This is a genomic window from Pirellulales bacterium, assembly GCA_035546535.1.
In the GTDB taxonomy this organism is placed as follows: domain Bacteria; phylum Planctomycetota; class Planctomycetia; order Pirellulales; family JACPPG01; genus JACPPG01.
Genome location: DASZWQ010000029.1, coordinates 1 through 16163, shown reverse-complemented (window position 1 = coordinate 16163; position 16163 = coordinate 1). Strand labels below are relative to the sequence as shown.

Sequence of the window (16163 nt, the reverse complement as noted above, 5' to 3'; positions counted from 1 at the left end):
AACTCAACGGGCTGCGACATCGCAGGGATGCGATGGCAAAATATCGACGTAAGTCGTTATTTTGCGAGCCGTGCGAAGCTTTGCTTCGCACTTGGCGAGGTTGAAAAAAGCCACGAGGGCTTTTTTCAACAGGCTGCTAGGGGATCCGCCGTGCCGTGTACATGAGAACGCCGGATCCCGGGGTGCTGGAAAACTCCTTCGGGCGCGGCTTGCCGGGCGGGGCGAAACAAACGCGCAGCTCATCGCCGTTGAGCTCGTAAATCGATAGCATCGTCTGCCCTTTCGCATCCCCACTCTCGATCGTGCTGACCATCGTCATCGGCTTGGCGCGCGGATTGTATTGGATCGACAGCTCGACCAGCGTCTCCTCGCCGCGCTTCCACGTCACGCGGTCATTCTTGACGAGCCGTCGCCAGGTCCGAATCGTTTCGGCTGCCACCGGCTCGCCGTCGCTGATGAGCGACTCGATTTTCCAGGCGCCCTGCATGGCGGCGGTTTCCTCGGGCGTGGGCTTGTCGCCGTCCGCTGCCGCTGCGATCGAGGTGAGCGAGTATGCCGACAGCACTACAACGAGCGACAGGAAATGGAACATGGATCACCTCCGCAAAGACCAGAGCGCTACCGCGTACGGTTCACTCCGTGTCGAGTGATTGCAAAGACTTCTGCCAATCCTCCCATTCGGCCGCGGCTTCCTGGCCGCGCTGCTTTCGCACTTCGGAAACGGCAATCTGCAAGAGGGGCGCCATGCGCGAGTCCGTCAGATTCTTGCGAATCGGCCACAACTCCATCAGGTCGGCGGCCGCCTGCTGGTATTCGTTTTGCCGCGCCCGCACCAGGCTGGCCCCGGCCAGGCCGAAGGCCCGCTGGTCAGGCTCGGGGCCGGCGGCCAGTTCTTCGAAAACCAATAGCGCCTCCCATTGCCGCCCCATCTGCAGATAGAACAGGGCCAACTCCTGGTTGGCCTTGGCGATCGATGCGCGATCCTCCGGAAAATACTTGGCGACACTTTTCAGCCAGGCCTCGCGGTTCGTCGGCGCCCAGGTGGCGACGATGAACTGCTCGTCGCCGTCGGCACATTTGAAAACCTGTGTCCCGCCTGCGGTCGACGTCAACAGCGGACGGCGCGTTTCCCACGCCAGCCATCCTCCGGCCGCAAAAGCCGCGACCACGGCCAAGGCCACCAGTGCGTAAAAGCGGCCACGAAGGATCGGCATCGACGAAGTCTTCATGACCGCCGCCAGGTGCTGCGTCGCCGCGCCGATCGTGGCCAGCGCCTCGCGCTCCTCGGGTGGCAGCTCGTCGTCGTCTTGCCATTCTGCTTCGCCCGGCAACTGCAACATCCGCAAGTCTTGCAGCAGTTCGCGCGCGCTTGCATAGCGTCCTTGCGGGTCTTTGGCCAATAGCTTGTGTACGATCCGGCACAGTGCCGGCGGCAAATCGGTGCGAATGTTTTCCAGCCGATCCGGCTGCGTCTTCAAATGCTGGACGGCAATCGCCAGGGCCGATTCGCCACGAAAGGGCGTATGGCCGGCCAGCATCTGGTAGCACGTCACGCCGAACGAATACAAATCGCTGCGCGGATCGAGCGGTCGCCCTTCGACCTGCTCCGGGCTCATGTAGAGTGGCGTGCCCATCGTCACCCCCACTTGCGTCAGCGCGTTATTCGCGCCATCGCTGTTTCGCGCCAGGCCGAAGTCGGCGACCTTCACCTCGCCGGTCCGCGCGATCATGATATTCTCAGGCTTGATGTCGCGGTGTACGATGCCGCGCTCGGCCGCTTTTTGCAGAGCGGCCGTTACCTGCCGCATGATCTTCACGGCCAGCGCCACCTCGGGCGGGCCGCGGCGGGCCATCCACTCCGAAAGATTCTGCCCCTGCACGTACTCCTGGGCGATGTAGTGAGTATTGTCCGCGCAGCCGACGGCGTAAATCTGCACGATGTTGGCCTGCACCAGGCTGGCCGCCGCGTGCGCTTCGTTGTGAAAGCGCTTGACGTAGCTTTCGTCCTTGGCCAGCTGGCTCTTCAAGACCTTGAAGGCCACCTGCCGCCGCAGGGAACGCTGTTCGGCCAAATACACCTCGGCCATCGCGCCTTGCGCCAGCCGGCGCAATAGATAGAAGTCGTCGAGCTGCCGGCCCGACAGGTCGGCATCGGCAGGCGACTCGCGAGTTTTACCAGAGACGTCGGCCATGGTTATTGCCGGATGACGGCCGGGATCGGCATCGTGGTCGAACATTCGCCCGGGACGGCTTGCGGCCGAAAACTACGCGTTACCACGCTACTTGCGCGCCGATTTTCCCCGTTCGCGCACTGCGAACGCCGCCCGGCATGCCTGCCATGCACATTCCAGCGGCACGTTCAAGTATGGGCCGCGCCCTGACAATTGACAACCGCGCGGGCAAGCTCAGCGATTGCGCCCGCACCGCTGCGGCAACGGTGCAAAGCGCGCCCCGCCTTACATCTTTTGCCCCAGCGCGCCGGCCACCTTCCGGCACAGGGCCATCGTTTCGGCGAACTGTTTGAAGTTAAGCGATTGATAGCCGTCGGAAAGCGCGTTCTCCGGATCGGGGTGTACCTCCAGAATCAGTCCGTCGGCGCCCGCCGCCACGCTGGCCGCGGCCATACGCGGCACCAGGTAGGTGTGACCGGTGCCATGGCTGGGATCGACCACCACGGGCAGGTGCGTCTTAGCGTGCAGATAGGCCACCGTCGCCAGCGGCAGCGTGAAGCGCGTGTGCGATTCGAACGTGCGGATGCCGCGCTCGCACAACATCACATCCGGATTACCGGCGTCGAGAATGTATTCGGCCGCCAGCAGCAATTCTTCCATCGTGGCGCTCGGGCCGCGCTTGAGCAGCACCGGCTTACCCCCTTTGCCCACCGCTTCCAGCAAGCGGTAGTTCTGCATGTTGCGCGCGCCGACTTGCAGCACGTCGGTGTAGCGCGCCACGAGCGCCACGTCCTCGGTGGCCATCACTTCGGTGACGACGGCCAAACCGGTTTCCTGGCGCGCCGCGGCCAGCATCTTCAGGCCGTCCTCTTTCAGGCCTTGGAAGCTGTAGGGGCTCGTGCGGGGTTTGAACGCGCCGCCGCGCAGCGCCGTGGCGCCGGCCGCCTTACAAGCCCGCGCGGTCGAAAGCAATTGCTCTTCGGTCTCGACCGAACAGGGACCCGCGATCACGCCGATCGTACCGCCGCCCACGGTCAGGCCGCCAGCGCGCACCACCGTGGGTTCGGCCTTCACTTCGCGGCTGGCAATCTTGTAAGGCGCGAGGATCGGCAGCACTTCGGCCACGCCCACCCCACTTTCCAACGATTCCTTCAAGCCATCGCGCTCCGGCCCGATGGCCGCCACGACGGTGCGCTCGACACCGTGCAACACATGCGGCTTCAAACCGAGATTCGTAATGCGCTCGACCATATGGTTCACCTGGTCCGCTGTGGCATCTTGATTCATGACGACGATCACCTGGGATACTCCTGTGCGATAGAAGATCGAATGCGGTCAAAAAAAAAGCCCCGAGGACCACTGGGGGTCGTCGGGGCTTGTGAACAGCACTTTGTCGCGTGAGGTTTAGATACCTCCTCCGGCCCCGCGACCCGTCGGGGTAAAGTAAAACCAAAACCAGCTGGTCGTGTGGGCAGAGGTCATGACGGTATTCTGCACTCGTCGCCGCGTGGCCGCAAGCCGGGTTGGCCAACTAAAACAAGCATAGGCCATCATTCGCCGCCGTGGTGCCGGTCGGAGGGCCGCGTCCTGACGCCAGGTTACCGCGGTGGCCTGATTTTGGCCTGGCACTTGCGGTGTTACGCCTAGCAGCCTGTTGAAGAACTCAACGGGCTGCGACATCGCAGGGATGCGATGGCAAAATATCGACGTAAGTCGTTATTTTGCGAGCCGTGCGAAGCTCTGCTTCGCACTTGGCGAGGTTGAAAAAAGCCACGAGGGCTTTTTTCAACAGGCTGCTAGGGCATCGGGCGAGCGCCGGGCTTGGCCCGCAGCAGCAAGTTTTCCAGGCGCACCTGCGCTTCCGGGGTCTGCACCACGAGCAGGCTCTGGCTGGGCTCGTCGAATTCCATCGCGCCCAGTCCGCCCCCTTCGGTCCACGAGGCCGGATCGAACTGCTTGCGCAGCCGCTCGATGATTTCGGCCGCGTCCAGCCGGGCCGCCAGCAAATCCTTGAGCGAGTAGATCTCGAACTCCATCCGATCGCCCTGCGATTGCCGCGCGAAAACCTGCACCGTCCGGTCGCCCACGATCCGATAGGTCATGCCAAGGGGAGATAACAGCGCCGACAAGAACTCGTACAGCGGCTGCTTCTCGACAACAACCTTGGCCGGAACGTGCGACCACAGGCCCGCTTGTGCAAGCGACGCTTCGTCAATGACGACGCGCGTCGACTTCTCGCGTCCGAGCCAGCTTAGCACTTCGACCAGCGGCGTCTCGACGCTGAAGTTGGCCGTCATCACCTGATCGAGCGTTGCCTTGGCCCGCGCGTACTTCGACTTGAGCGTCACATCCTCGGGCTTCGTCTCTTTCGGGGCCAGCCCGCGAGCTACGCGCAGCTTATCCAAGAAGAGAGCGACGTTGCGCTGGGTAATGGGATCCTGCTCGATTTGCAGCATGCCATCGGCGATTCGCGCGCGCCCCGGACCGCCGGTCTCCTGCCAGCCTGCAGGGCTGACGAAGCGTGTAACCAGGGTCATCACGCCGGCGATGTCGTCGCCACCCTGCCCGGCCAGATCGTGAACGTCGTAGCTGACGCTCGATGGTTTCGCGGCCTTGCGGTCCGGACTGGTTACGACCAGTTGCTGCCCGTCAACCAGGAACATCAGCCCACGCTTGGCCAGCACCTCGGTCAAAGCATCGCCAACGGTCGTATCTTCGAGCGCCACCGATATCTGGTCACCAGGACGCACGTTCACGATCGCCAGTGCGTCGATGTCGAGTGTGATCGGAATGGTGCTCAAGCGCGACAGGAAATCGCAATAATCGGCCAGTGCGATCCGCTTGAATTGCACGGCCGGCAAAGGATCATCCAATCGCGCGGCCACGTCCACGGGCGGCATCGACTCGTGCCCGACGACCATGTCGCCGTCGGCATCGTCGGCGGGCGCTTGCGCCTCGGGCGCGTCGGGCACGGCGGCATCGGCCGTTGCGGGCGGCAAGGCGTCCCCCGCGGGCGCCGCGCCAAAAGGCACGATCGGCCGGGTTAAATTCCCGGGACCAGCGGCCGGAGCCTTGCCACGGTTTGCGACGGGGGGCGCGTCGTCGGCCGGCATGTCAGGAGCTGCGATATCAGGCTCTTCTGCGATCGGCTGCGGAGGGTTCCCCTCGTCGGCCGCATCGTTCGCCAGATCGGCCAGGTTCGGCGGCGCTTCTTCCGACCGGCGCGCGGCAACATCACCCAATACACCGGGCGCTGCGCTGCCCGGTGTTTGAGAACCATCGTCGGCAACCGTCGGCGGCGCCGTGTCGCCGTCGGGCGTACGAGGTCGATCGACGTCCGTCGCTGGCGGCACACCCGTGGGCGTCTGCACATCGCCGGCCGGCGCCGCGGTGATTTGCGGCGCGCTTGCCAGGTTGTCCGCCGATTCACCGTTCGGCGGGAACAGGATCCAGGCAAAAAGCGCGAGCACCAGCAGCACCACCGGCGCCGTCAACAGCACCAGGCGATGCTCGGAGATCGCGGCGAGAACGCGCGACGCAAAGCTCGGCCCTTCCGGCGCAGCAGCCGCTGCAATTCCAACAGCACTCGACGTCGCAGGCGGAGTGGCAGCCACGGTCGGCGCGGGTGTGGCGACAGTCGCTGCGCCCTGAGTCGCGGTGGCCGCTGCCGTCGCCGGTTGTTTTGAATTGGTTGCGCGCTGCGCGGACGCTTTGTCGGTCGTCGAAGCAGCTGCGTCCGTCTTTGGCGCTGCTGCCGGTTCTTTCGCCGGTTCTGACTGAGTGGGGCGCGTTGGCTTTGATGGTGCGGCGCTTGCTGCGGCTGGTGCACTGCCTTGCGGCATGACGGGTCTGGTGATCGACACCGTGTTGCCGCTGGTCGATTCGGCCGCGATCTTGTTGATCGTGTCCGTCGAGGGAGGTGTCCATCCGGCCGGCGCCACCACGTGCACCATGCTGCCGCACTTGGGGCAGGCCAGGATCTTGCCGATGGCGGCCGGATCGCGCACCTTCAGCCGTGCCCGGCAGGTGGTACAGCTAACCGCGAACAATTCCATCAGGCAATCTCCCGACGGCAAACGTCCGGCGTCATCGGGCGTCTTGTCGGTTCATGGTTGTTCAGCGAGCTCAGCCGGCACGGCTTCCCCTCGTTGCCTGGCGCTCGCCCGCGTCGTTATGACCAGGGTCTCTCCGTTCCCCGCGCCGCCACCCCGGATCACATATATCAGCTTACCGTCCGGGTTGGCCCGTCGCATAATCTTTTGCAAGATTTCTCGGGCTGTTTGGTCCCGTTCTTGCAGGCCGAAAGATTGATTTTTCGTAATCCCTTCCAATTGCAAATCCGCGCCCAGGATGACCACCTCGGTCCCGATTTCCTCGCCCACCGTTTGCAGGGCCTTTTCCAGGGTGGCCCGGTCGAAAACCAGCGACATCTTCCGGTCGAGCCTTTGAGCCAAGGGCTCGCTGGTCGAAGGTTTCGCCGTCGTCGCCTGACGCGGAGCGCTGGCACCGCCGGACCGCAATCGTTCGGCCAGCGCCAGGTTCACGCCCAGCGCCAGATTGTGCGCTGCCACGCTGGGCAGATAGGCACGCAAGACCACTTGCCGGCCGGCAGTGCCCACCACCGTGTGCTTGCCGAGCTGCTCGATCATGAGCGGGTAGCCGAAGAGCACGTCGCGGCTGTAATCGCTCAAGTCGAGCGCGCGAATGTACTCGCTCGTTCGCTTGGGAAGCCGCGACACTCGATCTCCGAACGCCCGCGCCAGGTTGGTGGCCGACTGGTTCGCGGCAACGCTGGCACGCAATTCCAAAAACAAGTCGGCCTCGCTCAGATGGGCACTGGCCAGTACCGATTGCGGCAGCCCGTGGCTCGACATGTCCATACTACGGGCGCCAGCGGCAGGATCTTGCGACGACGATTCGGCTGGTCGCTCGCCGGCGGTTACGTCGCTCTCATGTCCCGAGAGAAACCAGTCGAGCGCGCCGCGCAACCGCGAAGTGTTGCCCGGAAACCACTCGCCGCTGGCCGTCTGTAATATGCCGGGCGAAGCGAGGATCGTCAGGTCTCTATCCCGATCGCTCGTCGCCAGAAGTTCTTCCAGGTCACGGCTGAGCGCGGGTGCCGCGTCACCAGCCGGAATGACTTCTTCGACGATCAAATCGGCTGGCCCGATGACCAGGGTTTTCCCCGCGGCGTCGGCTTCGCCGGGCAGCCAGAAAGCTCGGTCTTTTTCGCGATAGAAGGTGACGCCATCTTTTTCCTGCGCGGCGGGATTGCCCCAGGCCTTGAGCAATTCGTCGGCGGTCGCCGGCTCGTGACGCGTGATCACCAGCGACAATCGCGGCGCGCCCGTGGCACTATCCAATACACCGATCACTGCCGCGTCGATTTCCGCCAACGGCGCGGCGGCCAGCGCCGGCAACTGCTGGGCAACAAACTCGCCCAAAAGTCCCAGCGTGCGTGGATCAAGCAGCTTCTCTGTTTCCGTGCGGCTGGCGAATTGCGCCGGCCGCAGGGCAATAATCACTTCCGCGCCGGGCGCGAGGTATTTCAAGTCGAGCGGCGCACCGTGCGTCGGCGAGGCCCACATCGTTCCGTCGAGCGCCGTGATCAATTCACCGGCGCCGCCCGAGGCGGATGGTTCAGCGCCGGACTTCTCGACCGCAATGTGCGCCGTATCGGTTGCCGTCGCTTCGGCAACATGCGCTGGCGATTCGCCCTCAGCAGGCGTGCCTTCGCCAGAGGGCGCGCCTGCGGTCTCTGCTGCTGGAGGCACGCCCATCGGCAGCGGCGTGATTCTTTGCGGCGCGCGAGTGCCGGAATTCAGGTAAAACGCCACGCCGCCCGCAACCAACAGCAGCGCCGCTGCGATGCCGGCGATCATCGGCAAGCGGCTGCGCTGCGAGCGCTTTTGTCGACCCGGCCCGGGCGCTAATGTGCTCTCGTGCGGATTAAACAACATCGGCACGACCGCTGCATCCGACGGCGGCGAAGCCGGGACCTCGCCATGTTCAGCCAGCCACGTGTCGAGCTCAGCGCGCGCCGGCGGCACGCGCCCGGAGTTGGCGCCCGCGCCGAACTCCTTGAGCAAAAACGGCATCGCTTTGCCGCGCTCGTCGGTTTTTTTCGATAGCAGGATCGCTATTAACTGGGAGAGCTTCTTGGGAATCGCCGGGTTGGTCTCATCGAGGGGTTGCGGTGTCGCGGTGCGATGCTGTTCGAGACGCCGCTGTCGGTCGCCCGATGGAAACGGCACGCGACCACTGAGCATTTCATAGAACACGCAGCCCAGACTGTAGAGGTCGCTGTTGTAATTAGCCGCTTCGCCATTGATGCACTCGGGGGCGCAATAATTGACGGCGGCATCTTCCAGCTCGATCGTCGCCTGGGCGCCGATAATCGCCAATGGATCGCGCACGAGCGGAAACGTTGCCAGCCGGGCCGTTCCATCCGGCGCAAGCCAGATGCGCCCCGGCCGCACGGCTCCGTGGCCCACGTGGGCTTCGCCAAATGCGATCAAACCCAGCAGCACCTGGCAGCCGATGCGCGCAGCTTCCTTGGGCGGCAGCTTTTTGCCTCCTGCCAACCGATCGGCCAAGGTCGCAGAGGGCAATTCTTCGACGACCAGGAACTTGAACGCGCCCAGGTCGACCAGGCCGTGGCAATGCGTCAAATACGGGCCACATTTATGGCGCGAGATCATCGCGGCCGTCGCCGCCTCGCGCGTCAACTGTTCCAGCACAGCCGGCCCAGCCAGTGCGCCGCTGAGAAACGACAGCGTGACTTTAATCTTCGTCGGGCGGTGTACGGCACGAAACAAACCCGATAGCCCGGGGATTTCCAGGCGATCGACGACGAGATAATCGCCGTAGGCAAATGGTCCCGGCTTGCCGGCCAGCAGGATGCGGGCCTGGTAGCGGGACATTTCGCCTGTTTGCAGCATCCATTCGGGCAGCGACACGGTGCGTTCGATCGCGCCGCTTTCGCGTGCCTTGGAAAAACCGTCGGCCAGGCGTCGGCAGTTCTCTTCGTCGTGCAAGCCGCTGGCCACGACCAACTGCCAGAACTCTTGGATACTGAGCGCCATGAAACCTTAGCCGCGCGGATGGAAAGGTCCGCCGACCATCAAATCGCGAAAGAAATGTTCCGTCCCGGATCGCGACAAAACGCCGCCGCTTTTCAGTCTAGGTCCCCGAGGCGGCACGTGCCAAGGCCCGGCCAAACACGGCTGTTCTTGAGCCATCCGGGGCCCAGGGATATGATTCCTTGCCAGACCGAATTCGTCGGTGGGCGCGGAACAACGAGAGCGCGCAGAGGCGGAGAGATGAAAGCATTTGACTCCACGCAACTCTATTTTAACCGAGCCGCGGATCAAATCGACCTTACGGAAAACATGCGGCGGCTGCTGCTGATTCCCAAGCGGGAAGTGCAAGTGCAAGTCGCGATCGAGCGCGACAACGGGGAAATCGCCACCTTCGTCGGCTATCGAGTCCAGCATGACGACGCGCGCGGGCCCATGAAGGGCGGTCTGCGCTACCATCCCGACGTCGACATGGATGAGGTCCGCTCGCTGGCCGCGCTAATGACGTGGAAGACGGCCGTCGTCGATCTCCCCTACGGCGGCGCCAAGGGGGGCCTGGCGATCGATCCCTCGAAATTCAGCTTGCGCGAGCTGGAGCTGATCACCCGCCGCTTTGTCGACGGAATTCACGATGTGATCGGTCCCGACACCGACATTCCCGCTCCCGACATGGGAACCAACGCCGAGGTCATGGCGTGGTTCATGAATCAATACGCCAAGTACCACGGCTACAGCCCCGCTTGCGTCACCGGCAAACCGGTCGAGATGCACGGACTGCCCGGCCGCGAGGAAGCGACCGGCCGCGGCGTGGGCATCCTCACGTACAAGATGCTCGCGCGCCTGGGCCGTAAACCGGCCGATACGCGCGTGGCGATCCAAGGTTTCGGCAACGTCGGCTCGCACACCGCCAAGTTCCTGCACGAGGCCGGATTTCGCCTGGTAGCGATCGGCGATCAGACGGGCGGGTACTACCGGGCCGAAGGGCTCGACGTGCCCGCCATGCTGCGCTACGCCCTCGACCACAAGGGGCTGCTGGCCGGTTACAATGGCGCGCAAGCGATTACGAACGAAGAGCTGCTGGCACTCGACGTCGAGGTGCTGGTTCCGGCCGCACTGGGTGGCGTGATCACTCACGCCAACGCGGAAGAAGTGAAGGCCAAAATCATCATCGAAGCCGCCAATGCGCCGGTCTATCCCGACGCCGACGACATCCTGGCCGCGCGGGGCGTGGTGATTCTGCCTGACATTCTGGCCAACGCCGGCGGCGTGACGGCCAGCTATTTCGAATGGGTGCAGAACCGGCAGCACTATCGTTGGGACCTCAATCGCGTGCGGCAGGAGTTGGATCGCGTGCTCTCCCTCGCCTTCGAGCGCGTGTGGGAGCTCGCCAGCGAACGCAAAGTCAGTCTTCGTACAGCCGCGTACATCGTGGGCATCGGTCGCGTTGGCCAGGCCACCGTTCTGGGAGGAATCTCTTGACTTTAGATCCCACGATCGACAGCACTGTCTTGATCCACATACCGGTCTTTCAGGGCTTGTCCGAAGCGCAGCGCCAAGAAGTCGTCCGCCTGGGTGAATTGAAATCGCTCGCCCCCGGCGACGTGCTGTTGCGTCAAGGGCAAACCAGTCAGGATCTGTGGGTGCTCTTGGAAGGCGCGTGCGAGGTCTTCAAGCAGCTCACTTCGCGTCCGGCCACGGCCGAGCCAACGCTCCTGGCCGTGCTCGAACCGTACAGCAGCATTGGCGAGATGTCGTATTTCAGTCCGGCGCCGCACTCGGCCAGCGTGCGTGCGAAATCGGCCGCGCGCTTGTTTCGCTTGCCGCGGGCCAGCTTCGACGATTTGATGGGACGTCACCCGGCGATCACTTCGCGACTGGCCGCCAACACGATCGGCAGCCTGGCCGAGCGGATGCGGCACATGGATGATTGGGTCGTGGAACTGTTGGCCCACAAGCCGGCCGACCCGCGCATTCCCGAATGGAACGAGCTGCGCCGACGCGTCTTCGATGGTTGGAAGCTGTGATCGCTGATCCGCCGGTCCGGCGGCAAGGGCTTTCTGGACCGGCCGCCATTTCGCATCTTGAGCTCACCTTCTTGAGGAAAAGGAATTCAACAATGACCCGCTTCGTGATCTTATGCGCGGTGGCCCTCCTCGGCGCTACGTCGTTCTCGACCACGGCTCGCGCCGAGCTGCCGCCGGGCGCTTACGAGCAACTGCTCAAAGAGGCGCAAGAGGTTTACCGCGTGCGCATCGACAACGTCGCACCGACAAAAAACGACGCGGACGGCGTGCAGCATTTCGTTTGCGATGCGCAGATCCTTGCGGTCGAACGCTCGAAAGCGGATCGCAGGCCCGGCGACCCCATTCGCTTTGCCACGTATTACGTTCCGCCACACGTCGCGCAGCGCGGTTTCGCGGGCCCCAAGAGCCCGCCGCTAGTCACGGCCGGCTGGCGGGGAACCGTGTATCTCAATCGGCCGCAGGAAGGAAACATTCTGCAACTGGCCGCCTACGGGCGAAGCTTCGTTCCGTCGGGCTTTATGGCAAGTGCGCCACCGCGCCCCGACAGCTCGGGCGCGCTGGGTATCATGGCGCGGCCGGCAGCCGGTGGGGGCATGCTCGTGATGTCGGTGCGCCCCGATTCGCTGGCCGACGACTTGGGCCTGCGCCCCGGCGACCGCCTGACGAAGGTCAATGACCGCGAGGTGAACACGCCGCCCGACGTGAAAGCGGCGCTGGAAACCGACACAAGCCGCGTCACGATTAACGTTGTGCGCCGGCAAAAGTCGCTCACGCTCTCGCTGGCGCGCTAGCGCGCAAGGAGAGCGCCTTAGCCCGATTAACTCGCGCGGATCGCTGGTGTTTGCCCTGCTCGCCGGGCAAAATCTTCGAAAAATCGTCGAGAGCCGTTGAACCACGCCCCCTTCTCCGCGCGACTTATAATCAGGCGGCGGCGAACGTAATCGCCGCGGGCAGAATGGCAACGCGCGGACTTTTCGCGAATGGGCGCAAATCCTGCGGACGAGCTCGCCGAGCGAATTATTGTTTGGCGTGCCCGTAGCGGCGACCGCGCCGCGTTTCATGAGCTGGTCGCGATGTACGACGCGCGGTTGCTGTACTACGTGCGCCGCTTGGTCTGCGACATCGACGCCTGTCAGGACGTGCTGCAAGAGACGTGGCTGCAAGTCTTTCGCTCGCTAGGAAAGCTGCAGGCTCCCGAGGCGTTTCGTACCTGGGTCTATCGCATCGCTTATTGTCGCGCAATAACTTACGCGCGCACGCGCACGACCGAGACCGCCGCCACGGAAGACGCCGCCACGATCGAAAACATAGACGACTGGAACGAGTTGGTGATCTTGGAAGACGCCGAGTTCGTACACCGCGCGCTGGAGCAACTGTCGCCCGCGCACCGCGAAGTGTTGACACTGCGGTTCATCGAGGACATGGACGTCAAAGATATTGCCGAGGTCGTCGGTTGCAGCGAGGGCACGGCAAAATCGCGCCTGCATTACGCCAAAGCTGCGCTGCGTGCCCTGCTCGAGGAAGATATCCATGCCTGAAAACTTCGGACAATCCGATCGGGCCGCGGCGCTCATCGCGCAAGACCCGGACATTCACGAGTCACGACTCAAGGAGATGCGCATGCAATTGGAACAATCGCTGGCCAAATGGGAACGCGACGGCCGCATCGTCCGCCGGGCCGCCTGGATCGCGACGATCGTGTTACTTCTCGATTATCTTGCCGTAATACCACTCGCCTGGGCGGGGAAGTTTTCCGGCCAGCAAGTCGCCATGTTCGCGTGGTCGGCCGTCGGCTGCATTTCCCTGCTTTTGGCTTTGTACTTCACGATCCTGCATCGCGCGAAATACGCGCGTCGCATCGCGCAAGGGCGCTTCGACCTGCAGATGTCGATGCTGCGCGAGCCGGCCCAACAAGTTGACGAGCTGCGCCGACAGATCCATCGCCGCCCGGAATAAGACGCCCAGCCGCCGGCTTCCAATGCGAAACCTACTGATACCCGCCACGTACCTTGGCGGCGGGGCCCGCCGTGGCGACGCCGGCCCGCACCACCTCTTCCAGGATTTCGCAGGCCCGCTCGACTTCCGGACGATGCACGTCCAGGTGCGTCACGGCGCGTAGCAATTGCGGGCCGAAGGGGTGGGTCAGCACGCCACGCTCGGCCAGGCGGTCGTGCAATTGCACGGCGGTGCCCCACTCGGGCGCGATGTGAAAGATCACGATGTTCGTGTCGACCTTGGCGGGGCGTAATTCGAGCTCGTCGATCTGGCGCACGGCATCGGCGAGCAATTGCGCGTTCGCGTGATCCTCGGCCAGGCGCTCGACGTGATGCTCCAGGGCATAAAGTGCCCCGGCCGCGATGATGCCCGCTTGCCGCATGCCGCCCCCCAGCACCTTGCGGTGCCGCACCCCCTTGGCAATCAAATCGCGCGGGCCGGCGAGCGCCGATCCGACCGGCGCGCCCAAGCCCTTCGAGAAGCAGACGCTCACCGTGTCAAACGGCTGGGCCCATTTCGCGGCCGCAATGCCCGAAGCCACGACGGCGTTGAACAGTCGCGCGCCGTCCAGGTGCGTCGCCAGTCCCTGCCCATGCGCCCAGCGACAGATCTTTTCGACGCTGTCGAACGGCTGCACACGGCCGCCACCGCGATTGTGCGTGTTCTCCAAGCACAGCAGCCGGGTCGGCGAGCAATGCGGATCGTCGGCACGAACCAGCCCGGCCACTTGTTCGACGGCCAGCACGCCATAGTTTCCTTCGGCAGTGCGGGTGCTGACGCCGCTAAGCTGCGCCGCCGCGCCCTGCTCGTAATTAAAGATGTGGCACTGCGCTTCGCAGATCAATTCGTCGCCGCGCTGACAGTGCAGCCGCACGCCGATCTGGTTGGACATCGTGCCCGAGGGAACGTACAGGGCGGCTTCCTTGCCGAGCATTTCGGCGATCCGCTCCTGCAGGCGATTGACCGTGGGGTCGTCGCCGAAGACGTCGTCGCCGACTTCGGCTGCGGCCATCGCGGCGCGCATGCCAGGAGTGGGCCGGGTTACCGTATCGCTACGCAGGTCGATGGCTCGTTCGGTCATGAGATTGGTGGCTCCGGAGAACAGGGTCGAAACATAACGGGCCGGGCACCACCACCGGCGATTCCGGCAGCGTTCTAACGCGCGCCGGCAATAGCGACAAGGCAGACTTCGTCTGCCCGATGCCGCTGGCAAGTAATTGTTCGAATCCGATGAGCGGCGGGCCAGATTGGGGACGTGGGAATTCGGTCCCGCCCGTGGCCGCCTGAGGCATTTCCAGCAAGGGCTTCCGCGATTCCGGGCAAGCGATCACAATTGGGGTTTCTTCCCGGCCCGAGACAGTTATGTCATGGTCACGAGTCCCTTACGTCTGCCCCAGCTCGATTCGCGGCGCGATGATTTCCGCGCGGCCTTGACGGCGCTGCGCGAAAAGCTCAGCCCACGCGGCGATATCGTCAGCGAGGCGGGCAAGCAGCGGACCATCGAAGTCTTTGGCGAACCGCTCACGCCCGGCCAGATCGTTGAACGCATCTGTCGCGACGTGCGCGAAAATGGGCTCCCGGCGGTGCTCGACTATTCGGCCCGCATCGACAAGGCCGCGCTCTCGGCCGCGATGATTCGCGTTCCCACGGCCGACCTGGAAGCGGCGCACCGCGCCGCAGCCCCCGATTTCCTGCGTGCCATCGAGCGCGTGCGGCGCAACATCCTGCAATTTCAAACCGCGATTCTGCATCACGACGCCACCGTCGGACAAACGGATGGCGTCCGCCTGCGGCAGCGGTATCTGCCGCTCGATCGGATCGGCATCTGCGTTCCGGGGGGCGCTGCGTCGTATCCATCGACCGTGCTTATGACTGCCGTGCCGGCGCAAGCCGCCGGTGTGCGCGAACTGGCCGTGGTGGCGCCGCCGACGCCGTTTGGCGCATACAGCCCGGATCTGCTGGCCACGTGTCATGCCTTGGGAATTACCGAGGTTTACCGCCTGGGGGGCGCACAGGCCGTGGCGGCGCTGGCCTATGGCGTCGAGGGGCTGCCAAAGGTCGACAAGATCGTCGGGCCCGGCAGCGTGTTCGTCGCGCTTGCGAAGAAACTAGTCTATGGCGAGGTCGATATCGATTCGATCGCCGGCCCCAGCGAAGTGGTGGTCGTGGCGGACGAAACCGCTCGGGCTGACTTTATCGCCGCCGACATGATCGCCCAGGCCGAACATTCGCCGGCCTCGAGTGTCCTGATTTCGTGGCATGCGCGGCTGCTCGACGAGACGCAACAGGAATTGGCGCGGCAGCTTGGATCGCTCGCACGGGGCGACTTGGCGCGGCGCAGCTTGGAGGATTTCGGCGCGCTGGTGCTCGCGACTGACGAAAACGAAGCGGCCGCGATCGCCGACGAAATCGCCCCCGAGCACTTGCACCTGGCGACGCGCGATCCGGAACAGTTGTTGGCCAAGATTCGCCACGCGGGCGCGGCGTTTTTGGGGCATTACAGCCCCGTGGCGCTGGGCGACTACGTGGCCGGCCCGTCGCACGTGTTGCCCACGGGCGGGACGGCGCGATTTGCGAGTGGACTGTGTGCCAACGACTTTTTGCGGCGAACGAGCGTCATTTCCTACACGCCCGAGGCACTAGCCGCCGCGGCCGAAGACGTCCGCGCCCTGGCCGAGCGCGAAGGGCTGACCGGGCATTACGCGAGCGTGGCGATTCGACTACCGGAGAAAAAATGATGAAAGCAAAATGATGAATGACAGTAGTGCCAAGTTTGGCGGATTGATATAGGTGAACGCAAGGCTCCTCTTGTACATGACTTGTGTCCAGCAGGTCACTTCCAAGGAGGGAGCCATGCGTTCAAGGGTGAGTCATACCATAACGAGCCAGGATGT

Annotated in this window: 12 protein-coding genes; 6 read left to right on the top strand and 6 right to left on the bottom strand. The window is 63.9% G+C overall.

Annotation, left to right across the window (positions count from 1 at the left end; genetic code table 11):
- Nucleotides 1–136: 136 nt before the first annotated feature.
- From VHD36_03450 to VHD36_03430, 5 genes are all read right to left on the bottom strand, one after another.
- Nucleotides 137–592, bottom strand: a complete 456-nt coding sequence (locus tag VHD36_03450) for a TIGR03067 domain-containing protein (protein HVU86350.1) — start codon at nucleotides 590–592, stop codon at nucleotides 137–139.
- 40 nt (nucleotides 593–632) lie between these two features.
- The gene (locus VHD36_03445) at nucleotides 633–2192 is read right to left on the bottom strand and encodes a serine/threonine-protein kinase (GenBank protein HVU86349.1); all 1560 of its coding nucleotides are present in this window, start codon (nucleotides 2190–2192) and stop codon (nucleotides 633–635) included.
- A 264-nt stretch (nucleotides 2193–2456) separates the two neighbouring features.
- A complete protein-coding gene (gene aroF / locus VHD36_03440; GenBank protein ID HVU86348.1) occupies nucleotides 2457–3458 on the bottom strand; it encodes a 3-deoxy-7-phosphoheptulonate synthase in 1002 nt (333 codons plus the stop codon).
- A 509-nt stretch (nucleotides 3459–3967) separates the two neighbouring features.
- On the bottom strand, nucleotides 3968–6226 hold the full coding sequence (locus VHD36_03435; GenBank protein ID HVU86347.1) for a hypothetical protein: 2259 nt from the start codon (nucleotides 6224–6226) through the stop codon (nucleotides 3968–3970).
- Nucleotides 6227–6277: 51 nt separating this feature from the next.
- Nucleotides 6278–9256: a protein kinase gene (locus VHD36_03430; protein ID HVU86346.1), complete on the bottom strand. Its 2979-nt coding sequence runs from the start codon at nucleotides 9254–9256 to the stop codon at nucleotides 6278–6280.
- Nucleotides 9257–9493: 237 nt separating this feature from the next.
- On the opposite strand from VHD36_03430, the gene VHD36_03425 reads away from it, so the two are divergent.
- From VHD36_03425 to VHD36_03405, 5 genes are all read left to right on the top strand, one after another.
- Nucleotides 9494–10729 (top strand): Glu/Leu/Phe/Val dehydrogenase dimerization domain-containing protein, encoded by a 1236-nt coding sequence (locus VHD36_03425; protein ID HVU86345.1) that lies wholly within the window; start codon nucleotides 9494–9496, stop codon nucleotides 10727–10729.
- A complete protein-coding gene (locus VHD36_03420) occupies nucleotides 10726–11274 on the top strand; it encodes a cyclic nucleotide-binding domain-containing protein (protein HVU86344.1) in 549 nt (182 codons plus the stop codon). The genes VHD36_03425 and VHD36_03420 overlap by 4 nt, the downstream gene beginning before the upstream one ends.
- 92 nt (nucleotides 11275–11366) lie before the next feature.
- The gene (locus VHD36_03415) at nucleotides 11367–12065 is read left to right on the top strand and encodes a PDZ domain-containing protein (GenBank protein ID HVU86343.1); all 699 of its coding nucleotides are present in this window, start codon (nucleotides 11367–11369) and stop codon (nucleotides 12063–12065) included.
- A gap of 189 nt (nucleotides 12066–12254) precedes the next feature.
- Nucleotides 12255–12812, top strand: a complete 558-nt coding sequence (locus VHD36_03410; protein ID HVU86342.1) for a sigma-70 family RNA polymerase sigma factor — start codon at nucleotides 12255–12257, stop codon at nucleotides 12810–12812.
- Nucleotides 12805–13230: a hypothetical protein gene (locus tag VHD36_03405; protein HVU86341.1), complete on the top strand. Its 426-nt coding sequence runs from the start codon at nucleotides 12805–12807 to the stop codon at nucleotides 13228–13230. The genes VHD36_03410 and VHD36_03405 overlap by 8 nt, the downstream gene beginning before the upstream one ends.
- A 31-nt stretch (nucleotides 13231–13261) precedes the next feature.
- Here VHD36_03405 and ltaE read toward each other — a convergent pair whose 3' ends face one another.
- Nucleotides 13262–14350, bottom strand: coding sequence for a low-specificity L-threonine aldolase (gene ltaE / locus VHD36_03400; GenBank protein ID HVU86340.1), 1089 nt, complete (start codon nucleotides 14348–14350; stop codon nucleotides 13262–13264).
- A gap of 286 nt (nucleotides 14351–14636) precedes the next feature.
- On the opposite strand from ltaE, the gene hisD reads away from it, so the two are divergent.
- Nucleotides 14637–16007 (top strand): histidinol dehydrogenase, encoded by a 1371-nt coding sequence (gene hisD, locus VHD36_03395; protein ID HVU86339.1) that lies wholly within the window; start codon nucleotides 14637–14639, stop codon nucleotides 16005–16007.
- Nucleotides 16008–16163 lie beyond the last annotated feature (156 nt).